Annotated in this window: 14 protein-coding genes and 2 tRNA genes; 10 read left to right on the top strand and 6 right to left on the bottom strand. The window is 70.3% G+C overall.

The annotated features are described in order from the left end of the window. Nucleotides 1–10 precede the first annotated feature (10 nt). The 5 genes from ACH4D5_RS13090 to ACH4D5_RS13070 form a co-directional block, all read right to left on the bottom strand. The gene (locus tag ACH4D5_RS13090; protein ID WP_398301555.1) at nucleotides 11–790 is read right to left on the bottom strand and encodes an ABC transporter permease; all 780 of its coding nucleotides are present in this window, start codon (nucleotides 788–790) and stop codon (nucleotides 11–13) included. Beyond that, nucleotides 787–1,758, bottom strand: a complete 972-nt coding sequence (locus ACH4D5_RS13085; RefSeq protein ID WP_398301553.1) for an ABC transporter ATP-binding protein — start codon at nucleotides 1,756–1,758, stop codon at nucleotides 787–789. The genes ACH4D5_RS13090 and ACH4D5_RS13085 overlap by 4 nt, the downstream gene beginning before the upstream one ends. A gap of 149 nt (nucleotides 1,759–1,907) precedes the next feature. Then, nucleotides 1,908–1,983: transfer RNA gene (locus ACH4D5_RS13080), tRNA-Gly, on the bottom strand. 79 nt (nucleotides 1,984–2,062) lie between these two features. Next, nucleotides 2,063–2,134: transfer RNA gene (locus ACH4D5_RS13075), tRNA-Gly, on the bottom strand. 123 nt (nucleotides 2,135–2,257) lie between these two features. After that, a complete protein-coding gene (locus ACH4D5_RS13070) occupies nucleotides 2,258–2,575 on the bottom strand; it encodes an Lsr2 family protein (RefSeq protein ID WP_398301551.1) in 318 nt (105 codons plus the stop codon). Nucleotides 2,576–2,894: 319 nt separating this feature from the next. Between ACH4D5_RS13070 and purS the strand changes: the two genes are divergently transcribed. The 8 genes from purS to ACH4D5_RS13030 all read left to right on the top strand — a co-directional run bounded on the left by purS (nucleotide 2,895) and on the right by ACH4D5_RS13030 (nucleotide 10,000). Then, nucleotides 2,895–3,176, top strand: a complete 282-nt coding sequence (purS, locus tag ACH4D5_RS13065; protein WP_398301549.1) for a phosphoribosylformylglycinamidine synthase subunit PurS — start codon at nucleotides 2,895–2,897, stop codon at nucleotides 3,174–3,176. Next, a complete protein-coding gene (gene purQ, locus ACH4D5_RS13060; protein ID WP_398301547.1) occupies nucleotides 3,173–3,853 on the top strand; it encodes a phosphoribosylformylglycinamidine synthase subunit PurQ in 681 nt (226 codons plus the stop codon). The genes purS and purQ overlap by 4 nt, the downstream gene beginning before the upstream one ends. Further along, a complete protein-coding gene (gene purL / locus ACH4D5_RS13055; protein WP_398301545.1) occupies nucleotides 3,850–6,099 on the top strand; it encodes a phosphoribosylformylglycinamidine synthase subunit PurL in 2,250 nt (749 codons plus the stop codon). The genes purQ and purL overlap by 4 nt, the downstream gene beginning before the upstream one ends. A gap of 134 nt (nucleotides 6,100–6,233) precedes the next feature. Beyond that, complete coding sequence (locus ACH4D5_RS13050) at nucleotides 6,234–6,740, top strand: ArsR/SmtB family transcription factor (protein WP_398301544.1); 507 nt, start codon at nucleotides 6,234–6,236, stop codon at nucleotides 6,738–6,740. Between the two features lie 52 nt (nucleotides 6,741–6,792). Next, nucleotides 6,793–7,632 carry a M23 family metallopeptidase gene (locus tag ACH4D5_RS13045; RefSeq protein WP_398301542.1) on the top strand — a complete coding sequence of 280 codons (840 nt, stop codon included), beginning with the start codon at nucleotides 6,793–6,795 and terminating at the stop codon, nucleotides 7,630–7,632. Between the two features lie 5 nt (nucleotides 7,633–7,637). Next, nucleotides 7,638–8,276: a TetR/AcrR family transcriptional regulator gene (locus ACH4D5_RS13040; protein WP_398301540.1), complete on the top strand. Its 639-nt coding sequence runs from the start codon at nucleotides 7,638–7,640 to the stop codon at nucleotides 8,274–8,276. A gap of 10 nt (nucleotides 8,277–8,286) precedes the next feature. Continuing rightward, on the top strand, nucleotides 8,287–9,087 hold the full coding sequence (locus ACH4D5_RS13035; RefSeq protein WP_398301538.1) for a sterol carrier family protein: 801 nt from the start codon (nucleotides 8,287–8,289) through the stop codon (nucleotides 9,085–9,087). 55 nt (nucleotides 9,088–9,142) lie between these two features. Beyond that, nucleotides 9,143–10,000, top strand: coding sequence for an META domain-containing protein (locus ACH4D5_RS13030; RefSeq protein WP_398301536.1), 858 nt, complete (start codon nucleotides 9,143–9,145; stop codon nucleotides 9,998–10,000). A gap of 18 nt (nucleotides 10,001–10,018) precedes the next feature. On the opposite strand, the gene ACH4D5_RS13025 is transcribed toward ACH4D5_RS13030, so the two are convergent. Beyond that, complete coding sequence (locus tag ACH4D5_RS13025) at nucleotides 10,019–11,467, bottom strand: sulfatase (protein WP_398301534.1); 1,449 nt, start codon at nucleotides 11,465–11,467, stop codon at nucleotides 10,019–10,021. A gap of 230 nt (nucleotides 11,468–11,697) precedes the next feature. Between ACH4D5_RS13025 and purF the strand changes: the two genes are divergently transcribed. Both purF and purM read left to right on the top strand, forming a co-directional pair. Beyond that, complete coding sequence (gene purF / locus ACH4D5_RS13020) at nucleotides 11,698–13,224, top strand: amidophosphoribosyltransferase (protein WP_398301532.1); 1,527 nt, start codon at nucleotides 11,698–11,700, stop codon at nucleotides 13,222–13,224. A gap of 36 nt (nucleotides 13,225–13,260) precedes the next feature. Continuing rightward, nucleotides 13,261–14,334 (top strand): phosphoribosylformylglycinamidine cyclo-ligase, encoded by a 1,074-nt coding sequence (purM, locus tag ACH4D5_RS13015; RefSeq protein ID WP_398301530.1) that lies wholly within the window; start codon nucleotides 13,261–13,263, stop codon nucleotides 14,332–14,334. The last annotated feature ends 8 nt before the right edge of the window (nucleotides 14,335–14,342 follow it).

The raw sequence follows: 14,342 nt of genomic DNA, 5'->3' as shown, positions 1-14,342 counted from the left end.
GGCTCCTCCCTCAGTGCCGGGGTTCCCAGCGGAACCATCGCCGTACAGCAAACACCGCGAGTACGGTCCAGGCCACCGCGGTGGCGGTGGCGCCCAGCGCGTCCCGGGCCGAGAGGGTGCCGGCCCAGCCGCCGCGGATCAGTTCGACGACCGGTGAGAGCGGGAGCAGCTCGCAGACCGAGGCGACCTTGTCGGGCATGACTTCGAGCGGGATGAAGAGCCCGGAGCCGATCATCGACACGAAGATCAGCGGCATGCTCATGACCTGCGCGGAATCGGTGGTCCTGCTGACGCTTCCGGTGACGGCGGCCAGCGCGGAGAACATCACGAGCCCCGCGGCGAGGCCGAGCACGACGAGGTGCGGCGCGCTCGGCGCCCCGGCGTCGAGGAGCACCGCGCAGCCCACGGAGAGCACGAGGCACTGCACGATCCCGATGAGGACCGACGGCAGCGCGGCGCCCGCGATGATCTCGGGGTCCCGGAGCTCGCCGGTGCGCAGCCGCTTGAGCACGAGCTCCTCGCGCCGGGCGGCGTAGACGGCGGTCAGCGCGGAGTACACGGCGAAGAGCAGGGAGAAGCCGAGGGCGCTGGGCAGGACGACGGTGCCGACGTCGAGTCCGGTGCCCTTCAGGTCCATGCCCTCGGCCGCCTGCCGCATGCTGAGCGGGATCACCATCGGCACGAACAGCGCCGCGAACAGCATCGCCTTGTTCCGTCCGAACAGCGTCAGCTCGGCGCGCGCCAGCGCCCGCATCCGGCCCGCCGGGGTCGTCACGGTCGCCGTGCTCATACCGCCATCTTCTTGTCGCCGAGGCGCCGCCCGGCGGCCTCGTCCGTCCCGCTCCGCGCGCCCCGCGCGATCCGCAGGAACGCCTCCTCCAGCGTGGCCGCGCGCACGTCGAGTGCGGTCAGCTCGACCCGTGCGTCGCGGGCCCACAACAGGAGCCCGGTGGCGGCCCGTTGCAGTTCTCCGGTGCGCAGCCGGACGCGGCGGCCGTCCGTCTCGTGTCCGGTCACGCCGAGTTCGGCGAGCGGCGGCAGGTCGCCCACGAAGTACCCGACGGGCAGTTCGAAGGAGATGTGGGAGGGCTGCTCGGCCACCACGTCGGCGACGCTTCCCTCGGCGGCGATCCGGCCCTCGTGGAGGATCGCGAGCCGGTCGGCGAGGCTCTCGGCCTCTTCGAGGTAGTGCGTGGTGAGCGGCACGGTCGTGCCGTTGTCGCGCAGTTCCCCGACCAGCTGCCAGGTCTCGCGCCGGCCTTCCGCGTCTAGCCCGGTGGTGGGTTCGTCGAGGAAGAGCACCTCGGGCCGCCCGAGGAGCGCCATGGCCAGGTCGAGGCGGCGCTTCTCGCCGCCGGAGAGCTGTTTCACCCGGACCCGGGACCGCCCGGCGAGCCCGACGATCTCCAGTGCCTCGTCGACGGGCCGGGCCCCGCTGGTGCACCCCGCCCACATCCGCGCGGTCTCGCCGACGGTCAACTCCGCGGGAAAGCCGCCCTCCTGGAGCATGACGCCGGTCCGCGGGCGCACCGCGCTCCGCTCGGTGTACGGGTCGTGCCCGAGCACCCGCACCCGTCCGCCGGCCGGTGCCGCGAGCCCTTCGAGGAGTTCGACGGTGGACGTCTTGCCTGCGCCGTTGGTGCCGAGCAGCGCGAAGAGCTCGCCGCGTCCCACGGCGAAGGAGATCCCCCGTACTGCCTCGAAACCCCCTCCGTACACGCGCCGCAGATCGGTCACGTCGATCACTTGGTCAGTCATGACTCAAGCGTCCCGGGGCCCGGGGGACGTCGGCAGTGCGCGCTGTCACCGGCCCGCATGACAAATGTCAGAAGCACCCACGAGGCAGAAGGCAGCAGAAGGCAGGGGATACGAAGAAGGCCCCGGTCACAGGACCGGGGCCTCTCACATGGAGCGAACGACGAGGTTCGAACTCGCGACCTCAACCTTGGCAAGGTTGCGCTCTACCAACTGAGCTACGTTCGCATTGCCTCCGATCGGCTTTCACCGACCGGCGCGGGCACCAGCTTACCGCAACCGGAGGACCGGTCGGTGAGCGATGCAGAGCGGGTGACAGGAATTGCACACTGCGCCTTCCCCCTGGAAGGGGGATGTTCTACTACTGAACTACACCCGCATGACTCCGTGAGGTCCGGCCCTTCGGCCTCGCCCCTCGGCGTGCTCCAGACTTTAGCCGACCGGGAGGGGTGCAGCGCAAGTCGGTGCCGGCGAGGGGCTCCGGACGGCGTGCGGCCCGTGCTCAGTTGGCCGCTTCGAAGGCCTCGTAGACCTTCTTGGGGATGCGGCCGCGGGGCGGGACGTCCATCTGGTGCGAGCGCGCCCAGGCGCGGACCGCCGACGGGTCGGGGGAGACCGCCGTGTGCCGGAAGACCGCCCCGGACTTCGACTGCTTGCGCGCGGCCTCCAGGTACGGCGCCAGAGCCGTGCGCAGTTTCTTGGCATTGGTTTGATTGAGGTCGATCTCGTACGACTTGCCGTCAAGACCGAACGCGACCGTTTCCGCCGCTTCCCCGCCGTCGATGTCGTCAAAGAGAGTGACCACGACACGTTGCGCCACGAATATCGGTCCCTTCGCGCGGCTCTACCGCGTTGACATGCGGTGATGCCGACTGCACGGATGTTTTGGGCAAAGTATCGGCTATTGCCAATTCCTTTGTACAGTGCCCGGCATTGTATTGGCGCATTGCGAGGCCAGATCTTTCATGGATTCATCGTGAAGGTTCTCGGTTCGAAACCTGCTTGCACCCCGGAACGTGACCGTCATCTCGTAGGTTGCTACGAATCTACGCGAGTAGAAATTTTGTGCCGGTAGTCTGAAGGAACCTGCTCAGCACATCGCAAGCAGCACACGCCAGCACCACACACCGGGAGTGCCAGTGGCACGCGTCGTAGTCGACGTCATGCTCAAGCCGGAGATCCTCGACCCCCAGGGCCAGGCGGTGCAGCGTGCACTGCCGCGCCTCGGTTTCCAGGGCATCTCCGACGTACGTCAGGGAAAGCGCTTCGAACTCGAGGTGGACGGGCCCGTCGACGAGACGGCCCTCGCCCGTATCCACGAGTTGGCGGAAACCTTCCTCGCCAACACCGTGATCGAGGACTTCGTCGTAAAGGTCGAAGAGGCTCAGCAGGCGCAGAAGGCCGAGGAGGCCGCGAAGTGACTGCTCGAATTGGAGTCGTCACTTTCCCGGGAACCCTCGACGACCGCGACACCCAGCGTGCCGTCCGCGTGGCCGGCGCCGAAGCCGTGCCGCTGTGGCACAAGGACAAGGACCTCAAGCAGGTCGACGCCGTGGTGCTGCCCGGCGGGTTCTCCTACGGCGACTATCTGCGGGCCGGCGCCATCTCCCGTTTCTCGCCGGTGATGGAGTCCGTCATCGAGCAGGCGAAGGCAGGGATGCCGGTCCTCGGCATCTGCAACGGCTTCCAGGTGCTCACCGAGACGCACCTCCTGCCCGGCGCGATGCTGCGCAACAACCACCTGCACTTCATCTGCCGCGAGCAGCGGCTGCGCGTGGAGAACGCGGAGACCGCCTGGACCGCCGACTACACGGCGGGCCAGGAGATCCGGATCCCGCTCAAGAACATCGACGGGCAGTACACCGCCGACGAGCGGACCCTGGACATGCTGGAGGCCGAGGGCCGCGTCGCCTTCCGGTACCTGGACGGCAATCCGAACGGCTCGCTCCGTGACATCGCCGGCATCACCAACGAGGCGGGCAACGTCGTCGGCCTCATGCCGCACCCCGAGCACGCCGTGGAGCCGCTGGTCGGGACCGGCCGCACCGACGGCCTCGGATTCTTCACCTCGATCCTGAAGAAGCTGGTCAACGCATGACTCTGGACACCGTCAAGCACGCGGCCGAGACGCCCGACGTCAAGCTGCCCTGGGCCGAGCTGGGCCTGAAGGAGGACGAGTACGAGCGCGTCCGCGAGATCCTCGGCCGCCGCCCGACCGGCGCCGAGCTCGCCATGTACTCCGTCATGTGGTCCGAGCACTGCTCGTACAAGAGCAGCAAGGTCCACCTGCGGCAGTTCGGCGAGAAGGTGCCGGAGAACGACGCGATGCTCGTCGGCATCGGCGAGAACGCCGGCGTCGTCGACGTCGGCCAGGGCTACGCGGTCACCTTCAAGGTCGAGTCCCACAACCACCCGTCGTACGTCGAGCCCTACCAGGGCGCGGCCACCGGTGTCGGCGGCATCGTCCGCGACATCATCGCGATGGGCGCCCGCCCGGTCGCGGTCGTGGACCCGCTGCGCATGGGCGACGCGCACCACCCCGACACCAAGCGCGTGCTCCCCGGAGTCGTCGCGGGCATCGGCGGCTACGGCAACTGCCTCGGCCTGCCGAACATCGGCGGCGAGCTCGTCTTCGACGCCTGCTACCAGGGCAACCCGCTGGTCAACGCCGGTGCGATCGGCGTCATGCGGCACGAGGACATCCACCTCGCGAAGGCATCCGGTCCCGGCAACAAGGTCATCCTGTACGGCGCCCGCACCGGCGGCGACGGCATCGGCGGCGCCTCGATCCTGGCGAGCGAGACCTTCGACGACACGAAGCCGAGCAAGCGCCCCGCCGTCCAGGTCGGTGACCCCTTCCAGGAGAAGCTCCTCATCGAGTGCACCCTGGAGGCCTTCGCCGAGAAGCTCGTCGTCGGCATCCAGGACCTCGGCGCGGCCGGACTCTCCTGCGCCACCAGCGAGTTGGCGTCCAACGGCTCCGGCGGCATGCGCGTCGAGCTGGACGACGTGCCGCTGCGCGACTCCACGCTCACTCCCGAGGAGATCCTCATGAGTGAGTCGCAGGAACGCATGTGCGCCGTGGTCGAGCCCGACAAGGTCGACCGCTTCCTGGAGATCTGCGACAAGTGGGACGTCATCGCCACCGTCGTCGGTGAGGTGACCGACGGCGACCGCCTGGAGATCTTCTGGCACGGCGAGAAGATCGTCGACGTCGACCCGCGCACGGTCGCGCACGACGGCCCGGTCTACGAGCGCCCGTACGCCCGCCCGTCCTGGCAGGACGCCCTCCAGGCCGACGACGCGAACAAGCTGGCCCGCCCGGCGAACTCGGACGAACTGCGCGAGCAGGTCCTCAAGCTGGTCGCCGCGCCGAACCAGGCCGCCAAGTCCTGGGTCACCGACCAGTACGACCGCTTCGTGCAGGGCAACACCGTGCTCGCGCAGCCCGAGGACTCCGGCATGATCCGGATCAACGAGGAGACGGGCCTCGGCGTCGCCATCGCCACCGACGGCAACGGCCGGTACGCGAAGCTCGACCCGTACACGGGCGCGCAGCTCGCGCTCGCCGAGTCGTACCGCAATGTCGCCGCCTCCGGCGCCAAGCCCCTCGCCATCTCCGACTGCCTGAACTTCGGTTCGCCCGAGGACCCTGACGTCATGTGGCAGTTCGCCGAGGCCGTCCGCGGTCTGGCGGACGGCTGCCTGGAGCTCGGCACCCCGGTCACCGGCGGCAACGTCTCGCTCTACAACCAGACCGGTGAGGCGGCGATCCACCCGACGCCGGTCGTCGCCGTCCTCGGTGTGATCGACGACGTGGCGCGGCGTACGCCGATGGCCTTCAAGGAAGAGGGCCAGCTCCTCTACCTGCTCGGCGAGACGCACGAGGAGTTCGGCGGCTCGGCCTGGTCGCAGGTGGTCCACGGACACCTCGGCGGCCTGCCGCCCAAGGTCGACCTGGCGCGCGAGAAGCTGCTCGCCGAGATCCTCATCTCCGCCTCGCGCGACGGCATGATCGACGCCGCGCACGACCTGTCGGACGGCGGTCTCGTGCAGGCCGTCACCGAGTCCTGCCTGCGGGGCGGCCGCGGTGCCCGGCTCGTCGTGCCCGACGGCCTGGACGCGTTCACCTTCCTCTTCTCCGAGTCTGCGGGGCGCGCGGTCGTCTCCGTGCCGCGGAGCGAGGAGCTGCGGTTCACCGACATGTGCGGGGCGCGGGGTCTGCCCGTGCGGCGCATCGGTGTCGTCGACGGTGACTCCGTCGACGTGCAGGGCGAGTTCTCGCTGCCGCTGAGCGAGCTGCGCGCGGCCCACGAGGGGACCCTGCCGGGGCTCTTCGCCTGATCCGCCTCGACTGACAGCCCCCGTCCGGACCTGGTCCGGACGGGGGCTTCGTCGTTCCTGCGGCCCTGCCGGGTCAGGCGGCCCTGCCAGGTCAGGGGTTGCCAGGAATTACGTAACTACGTAAGCTCGTAATCGTGGATCTTGAAGAGCGTGTCGCCGAGCTCGAACGGCGGATGGCGGAGTTGGAGAGCGCGGGACCGGCCGCGCCTCCCGTGGGCGAGGGCGATTTCTGGGCCCTCGACGCGCTGAAGGCACGGCACCCGGTGACGGAGGACGCGGACGGCGCCGTCCTGTTCACCGGCTCGGTGCGGGTGCCGACGGGACACCGGTACGACTGGCAGTACGGCCTGCTCACCGAGACCGTGTTCGAGGGCGACTGGTCGGAGACCGCCGAGTCGTTCGCCGCCCTCGGCCACCCCGTGCGGCTGCGGCTGCTGAGGGAGATCCTCGGCGGCCTGCGCACCGCCGCCGAGCTCGCCGCGCTCGACGACGTCGGCACGACCGGCCAGATCTACCACCACCTGCGCCAGCTGACCGGCGCGGGCTGGCTGCACACCACGGAACGCGGCCGGTACGAGGTCCCGGCAGGCCGGGTCGTGCCGCTCCTGGTGGTGCTCACGGCCGCGCGCCCGGTGACCTGACCTGATCTGACCGGGCTTTCAACAGGTATGTCCGTACGTACGAGGGGGAGTCATGCCCATAGGCCTGCTCAAGTCCGCCGCAGTGCTCCATCGGCTGCTGTGGATCGTGTTCTTCGGCCAGTTCGTCGTCAGGATCTTCACGGACCTGCCCTACAACTACTGGCTGAGCTGGCTGCCAGCGGTCGCCGCGATCGCCATCAGCACCACGCTGTCCCGCTCCGCGCGCCGGCGGATCGAAGCGGATCCCCCGGCCCCCGTCGAGGTCGCGCCCCCGGTCGCCGGCCGCTGGTCCGCGCTGAACAGCCCCGCCGACAAGGTGCCGAGCCACGGCACGCACTACCTGGCCCAGACGTACGCCATCGACATCACCGCCGAGCCGGAGGACGGGCCCGCACGCCCCACCCCCGTCTGGTTCTGGCCCGTCGCCCGGCACGGCAGTGCCTACCCCGCCTTCGGTGAGCCGCTGTACGCGGTGGGCGACGCGACCGTCGTGCACGCCGAGGACGGCCAGCGCGACCACCTGAGCCGCAGCTCCCTCCTCGGAGTGCTGTACTTCTGGCTGGTCGAGGGCGTCGGCAGGACGCTCGGCGGGGCCCGCCGCGTCATCGGCAACCACGTCGTGCTCGACCTCGGCGAGGGGACGTACGCCCTGTACGCGCACGTCCAGCGGGGTTCGCTCGCCGTCCGGGCGGGCGACAGGGTGACCGTCGGGCAGCGGATCGGCGGCTGTGGGAACTCCGGCAACTCCACCGAGCCGCACGTCCACTTCCAGCTGATGGACGGACCCGACCCGGAGACCGCGCGGGGCGTGCCGTTCAGCTGGCGCGGGGTCGGGGTGCCCCGCAACCGCGAGACGTTCACCGTGCGGGAAGAAGCCACCCCGGTACCGTGACCTGCATGACTGAGGAGCTGGGGCTGCGCGCGCGCAAGAAGCGGCAGACCGCCGCGCGGATCTGGCAGGTCGCCGTGGACCTCTGCTCAGAGCGGGGCTTCGACCACGTCTCCGTGGCGGAGATCGCCGAGGCGGCCGACGTGTCGAAGATGACCGTCTTCAACTACTTCGGCACCAAAGAGGGCGTGATCGTCGGCCCGATGGAGGAGCACGCGGGAGACCCGGCCCGCGCGGTGCGCGAGCGGCGGCCCGGCGAGTCCGCGGTCGCCGCGGCGCGCCGCCAGTTCCTGGAGCAGATCCCCGGACACGACCCGTCGATCGGTCTCAGCGGCGACCCGCGCACCCTCAAGGTGCGCCAGCTCATCAAGGAGACACCGACGCTCGCGCACCGCATGGTGATCTTCCACATGCGCAGCGTCCAGCTCCTCACGGACGCCCTCGCCGAGGAGACCGGCGACGTGCTCCTCGCGCGGGTCGCCGCCGCCCAGCTGATCGGCGCCCGGAACGCGCTCATCATGGAGAACCACGAGCGCACCCTCGCCGGCGACCCGATCGACGAGATCGCGAAGGACTGCGCCGAGGCCGCCGAGCGCGCCTTCGATCTGGTGGAAAAGGGACTTCAGGGGTACCCCGAAAGCGCTTAGGCTCGGCCCCATGCCACCGGCCAAGAAGCGCACGCGTTCGTACGACTCCGCCAAGATCCGCACCGCTGTCCTCGCCCAGTCGGGCAACGTACGGGACGCGGTGCGCACCCTCACGCCCGAGCAGCTGGCCCGCCCCACCCGGCTCGGCGACTGGACCGTGCACGAACTGGCGGCCCACATCGCGATGGTCCTCGGCACCGTCCACCGCTACCTGGGCCTGCCCGAGCCGGAGAAGCACGAAGTCCCGCTCATGGACTGGCCGTTCGCGACCGTCACCGCGGCGGCCCAGGTCGACGAGGACACCCGCGCCGTCGCCGAGAGCGCCGGCGCCGACCTCGACGACCTGTTCACGCGCACGCTCACCGGCGTCGAGGAGTCCCTGGCCGCCGCGCCCGACGAGCGCCTGGTGCCCTCCCGCTTCGGCGCCATGACCCTCGGCGACTTCCTGGTCACCCGAACCGTCGAACTCACCGTCCACACGGACGACTTGAACGACGCGGTGCCGGGCCTCGACGTCCCGTACGACCGCCAGGCCCTGGCCGCCTGTGCCCGGCTGCTCGCGGACGCCCTCGCGGTGAAGGCGCCGGGCGCGTCGACCGAGGTGCGCATCCCGCCGTACGCGGTCGTGCAGTGTGTGGCGGGCCCCCGGCACACCCGCGGCACCCCGCCCAACGTCGTCGAGACCGACCCGCTCACCTGGATCCGCCTCGCGACCGGCCGCACCGACTGGGCGAGCGCCCTGGACGCGGCGAAGGTCAGCGCGAGCGGGGAACGGGCGGATCTGTCGGACCTGCTGCCGATCATGGGCTAGCCGCGGTCGGTGGGGGTGATGGAACCGACTCCCCCACTTGTCCCGTCACATCGTCATGCACACGCAGCGACTGACCCTCACCGTGACCGCGCTGGCCTCCGCCGGGCTGCTGCTCACCGCATGCGGCACCGAGTCCGGGGCCGGCTCCGAAGGCGGCTCCGGCGGCCGTTCCGTGAAGAGCGAGGCGGCTCTCACCGGCGTCCGCTGGAACGTCGAGAGCCTCACCCTCGGCGGCAAGAAGCACGACGCGCCGGGGAACGCCTACCTCAAGATCGGCGAGGACGGGCGGGCCGGCGGCAGCTTCGGCTGCAACTCGGTCGGCGCCGACGTGTCGATCAAGGGCGAGGCCGTGGAGTTCGGGCAGCCCCTGACGACGAAGCGGGCCTGCACGGACGACGGCCGCATGACGTTCGAGAAGAACTTCCTGCGCGCCCTCGGCAAGGAGAAGTTCACCGCGAAGGTCGCCGGCGACCGCATGACCCTCACCACCGCCAAGGGAGACCGCGTGGCCTTCACCTCGCAGCCCGCCGAGCCCGACGCCCCGCTCACCAACACCAAATGGCGGGTCGACGCCGTCGGCGACGCCCGGACCACCGCGTCCCTGCCGAAGGACGTGGCCGACAAGGTCCACCTGACCTTCGGCGAGGACGGCAAGGTCCGCGGCAACCTCGGCTGCAACTCCGTCACCGCCAAGGCCGAGGCGAAGGACGGCCGCATCACCTTCGGCGCCCCCGCCACCACCAGGAAGCTGTGCCCGGGCGAGGCGATGACCACGGAACGCAAGCTCCTGAAGCTCTTCGACGGCACGGCACGCTACGAGGTGGCGCGGGGCACCCTGAAGCTCACCGCCGCCGACGGCACCGTGATCAGGGCGAACGCGGACCGCGAGGGAGCCGAGAAGCCGGCGAAGTAGCGGTACGGCACCGGACCGTCAGCCGTACGCCAGCAGCTCCCCGTCCGTCCGCTCCCACGCCGCCCGCAGCTCGGCCAGGAGCTCCGGCTCGCCCGCGGCCCGGTCGGCCTGCTCACGCCGGTCGGCCGCGAGGTCGAAGAGCTGGTCCGCGCCGCCCTTGCCGCGGTAGTACTTCCACTTCCCGCGGCGCAGCGCCCGCTCCCCGCGCACCCGCCAGAACAGCTCGCGCTCGGGGACGGCCTGCCCCTTCAGGAGGTAGGGCGCGAGGCTCGTCCCGTCCAGCGGATACGCCGGGTGCGGCCGGGCCCCCGCGATGTCCAGGAGCGTCGCCGTCCAGTCCGGCGTGTAGACGGGCTCATCGCTGACCTGCCCGCCGTCGAGCCGCGCGGGCCACCGCACGATGGTCGGCACGCGGATGCCGCCCTCCTTCAGCGAGCCCTTGTTGCCGGACAGCGGCCAGTTGTACGAGAAGCGCTCACCGCCGTTGTCGGAGGCGAAGAACACCAGCGTGTCCCGCTCCTGCCCGGACTTCCGCAGCGCGCGCAGCACTTCACCGACCGAGCGGTCCAAGTCCTCGACCATCTCCGCGTACTTCTCCACGGAGCCGCCGTCCTGGTGGCGGAGCGCGCCCTTGTCGCCCGCCTTGATCCGCCGCACGATCTCGGCGCTCTGCTCCTCGTCCCCGTCCGCGATCCACGGCCAGTGCGGGGTGGTGAAGTTGAGGTTGAGCAGCCAGGGGCGCTCGCCGTGGTCCCGCCGGACGTACGCGCTCGCCCGTTCGGTCAGGACACGCGTGTAGTACCGCAGGTCCTTGTACTCGGCATCGCCCTCCCGGACACCGCCCTCGTAGAGGTCGTACTCCCCGCCCAGCCCGAGCTTCGAGTAGTACTCCAGGGCCCCGCCGAAGTTCCCGAAGAACTCGTCCCAGCCCGACCGGGTGGGGGAGTAGTCGGGCAGATAGCCGCAGTGCCACTTGCCGATCAGCGCGGTCGCGTATCCGGCGTCGCGCAGCAGCGAGGCGAGCGTGGGGTGGGTCGGGTCGAGGCCCACGGACCTGTCGGCGATCGGCTCCGCGAGCCCGCCCTTCGTACGCCCGGGGAAGCGTCCCGTGTACAGGCTGAAGCGGGTCGGCGAGCAGGTCGCGGACCCGGAGTAGGCATCGGTGAACCGCACGCCCTGGCGGGCGAGGCGGTCCAGGTGGGGGGTCTTTATGTGCGGTGACCCGTACGAGGAGAGATCGGCCCAGCCGAGGTCGTCGCCGAGGATGAAGAGGATGTTGGGCCGCCGGGAGTGCCGCCCGCGGGCGGCGGCGAAGGGCCGCTCGGCGGGGGTCGTGGAGGCGGCCGTGGCGGGGGCGCCGGGCGCGGCGTCGGCCCGTGTCGCGGCGCCCGCCGCGCCCACGCCGACGGCGGCGCCCGCCACTCCGCCGGTGAAGGAGCGCCGGGACAACCGGGAAGACCGTGACAATCCATGAGGCTGCATGGATCAGGAGCCTCGCGGGGGGCCGGAGCGGGCGTCAACGCGCTCCCACCCCTGTTCACAAAGCCGTCGTCGCAGTTCACAGCCCTGTCGTACGCCTGACGCACAAGCGCCGCGAACGGGCCTCGAAGGCCCCGGCGGCGGGCCGCGCTCACCCTCCGTGCCGGGGCCGTATCCCCAATTCGGACCAGTGGTCGATCTCGCCTACACTCGGTGGCGTGCCACGTGGTGACGGTCGACTCAATCACGATCTGCTTCCCGGCGAGAAGGGCCCCCAGGACGCTTGCGGCGTCTTCGGTGTCTGGGCTCCGGGCGAAGAGGTCGCAAAGCTCACGTACTTCGGGCTCTACGCCCTCCAGCATCGGGGCCAGGAATCCGCGGGAATCGCGGTCAGCAACGGCTCCCAGATCCTCGTCTTCAAGGACATGGGCCTCGTTTCCCAGGTCTTCGACGAAACCTCTCTCGGCTCGCTCCAGGGTCACATCGCGGTCGGTCACGCCCGCTACTCGACCACCGGTGCCTCCGTCTGGGAGAACGCCCAGCCGACGTTCCGTGCCACCGCGCACGGCTCCATCGCGCTCGGGCACAACGGCAACCTCGTCAACACGGCCCAGCTCGCCGAGCTGGTCGCCGAACTGCCGAAGGAGAACGGCCGCGCGACCCAGGTCGCCGCGACCAACGACACCGACCTGGTGACGGCTCTCCTCGCAGGTCAGGTGGACGACGACGGCAAGCCGCTGACCATCGAAGACGCCGCCATGAAGATCCTCCCGCAGGTTCAGGGCGCCTTCTCCCTCATCTTCATGGACGAGGGCACGCTGTACGCGGCCCGTGACCCGCAGGGCATCCGCCCGCTGGTCCTCGGCCGCCTGGAGCGCGGCTGGGTCGTCGCGTCGGAGTCCGCCGCCCTCGACATCTGCGGCGCCTCCTACGTCCGCGAGATCGAGCCCGGCGAGTTCATCGCGATCGACGAGAACGGACTGCGAACGTCCCGATTCGCGGAAGCGAAGCCCAAGGGCTGTGTCTTCGAGTACGTCTACCTCGCGCGCCCCGACACGGACATCGCGGGCCGGAACGTCTACCTCTCCCGCGTCGAGATGGGCCGGAAACTCGCCGAGGAAGCTCCCGTCGAGGCCGACCTCGTCATAGCGACCCCCGAATCCGGCACCCCCGCCGCGATCGGGTACGCGGAAGCCTCCGGCATCCCCTTCGGCGCCGGCCTGGTGAAGAACGCCTATGTCGGCCGCACCTTCATCCAGCCCTCGCAGACGATCCGCCAGCTCGGCATCCGTCTCAAGCTGAACCCCCTCAAGGAAGTCATCAAGGGCAAGAAGCTGGTGGTCGTCGACGACTCGATCGTCCGCGGCAACACCCAGCGCGCCCTGGTCAAGATGCTCCGCGAGGCCGGCGCAGCCGAGGTCCACATCCGGATCTCGTCCCCGCCCGTGAAGTGGCCGTGCTTCTTCGGCATCGACTTCGCGACGCGCGCCGAGCTCATCGCCAACGGCATGACCATCGAGGAGATCGGCACCTCGCTCGGCGCCGACTCCCTCTCGTACATCTCCATCGACGGCATGATCGAGGCCACGACCATCGACAAGCCGAACCTCTGCCGCGCCTGCTTCGACGGCGAGTACCCGATGGACCTGCCCGACCCCGAGCTGCTCGGCAAGCAGCTCCTGGAGACGGAACTGGCCGCGGGCCCGGCGAGCACTGCCGCCGCCGACGCGATCCGTCGCCCGTAAGACCCCACGCAGTACGACACGAAAGTTCTCACCGTCATGTCTGAGACCACTGGTGCCAGCTACGCAAGCGCGGGCGTCGACATCGAGGCGGGCGACCGCGCCGTCGAGCTGATGAAGGAGTGGGTCAAGAAGACCCAGCGTCCCGAGGTCGCGGGCCTCGGCGGCCTCGGCGGCTTCGCCGGGCTCTTCGACGCCTCCGCGCTCAAGCGCTTCGAGCGCCCCCTGCTCGCCTCCGCGACCGACGGCGTCGGCACGAAGGTCGACATCGCCCGCCAGATGGGGGTCTACGACACCATCGGCCACGACCTCGTCGCGATGGTCATGGACGACATCGTCGTGTGCGGCGCCGAGCCGCTCTTCATGACCGACTACATCTGCGTCGGCAAGGTCCACCCCGAGCGCGTCGCCGCCATCGTGAAGGGCATCGCCGAGGGCTGTGTCCTCGCGGGCTGCTCGCTCGTCGGCGGCGAGACGGCGGAGCACCCGGGCCTGCTCGGCCCGGACGACTTCGACGTCGCGGGCGCCGGCACGGGCGCGGTCGAGGCCGACCGTCTGCTCGGCCCGGATCGCATCCGTAAGGGTGACGCGGTCATCGCCATGGCGGCCTCGGGTCTTCACTCGAACGGGTACTCGCTCGTCCGGCATGTGGTCTTCGACCGCGCAGGATGGGCCCTGGACCGTCAGGTCGAGGAGTTCGGCCGCACGCTCGGCGAGGAGCTCCTGGAGCCCACCAAGATCTACTCCCTGGACTGCCTGGCGCTCACCCGCACCACCGACGTCCACGCCTTCAGCCACATCACGGGCGGCGGCCTCGCGGCGAACCTCGCCCGGGTGATCCCGGACGACCTGCACGCGATCGTCGACCGCGAGACGTGGACGCCGGGCGCGATCTTCGACGTGGTCGGCAAGCAGGGGAAGGTCGAGCGCCTCGAACTGGAGAAGACGCTGAACATGGGCGTCGGCATGATCGCGATCGTCCCCGAGGAGTCGGCGGACGCGGCGCTCACCACCCTCGCCGACCGCGGCGTGGAGGCCTGGGTCGCCGGAGAGATCACCGACCGCGGCGACCACGCGACCGGCGCCGAGCTCATCGGCGACTACGCGAAGTAGGAAGCGCG

This window comes from Streptomyces sp. NPDC018029, from assembly GCF_044327655.1.
GTDB lineage: Bacteria > Actinomycetota > Actinomycetes > Streptomycetales > Streptomycetaceae > Streptomyces.
This window is presented reverse-complemented; position numbering and strand designations above follow the sequence as displayed.

Bases quoted from the DNA above. Each gene is read 5' to 3' on its own strand.
- purL (WP_398301545.1), top strand. From the start codon at position 3,850: ATGACTCTGGACACCGTCAAGCACGCGGCCGAGACGCCCGACGTCAAG.
- ACH4D5_RS13030 (WP_398301536.1), top strand. From the start codon at position 9,143: ATGCACACGCAGCGACTGACCCTCACCGTGACCGCGCTGGCCTCCGCC.
- ACH4D5_RS13090 (WP_398301555.1), bottom strand. From the start codon at position 790: ATGAGCACGGCGACCGTGACGACCCCGGCGGGCCGGATGCGGGCGCTG.
- ACH4D5_RS13045 (WP_398301542.1), top strand. From the start codon at position 6,793: ATGCCCATAGGCCTGCTCAAGTCCGCCGCAGTGCTCCATCGGCTGCTG.
- ACH4D5_RS13085 (WP_398301553.1), bottom strand. From the start codon at position 1,758: ATGACTGACCAAGTGATCGACGTGACCGATCTGCGGCGCGTGTACGGA.
- purM (WP_398301530.1), top strand. From the start codon at position 13,261: ATGTCTGAGACCACTGGTGCCAGCTACGCAAGCGCGGGCGTCGACATC.
- ACH4D5_RS13040 (WP_398301540.1), top strand. From the start codon at position 7,638: ATGACTGAGGAGCTGGGGCTGCGCGCGCGCAAGAAGCGGCAGACCGCC.
- ACH4D5_RS13035 (WP_398301538.1), top strand. From the start codon at position 8,287: ATGCCACCGGCCAAGAAGCGCACGCGTTCGTACGACTCCGCCAAGATC.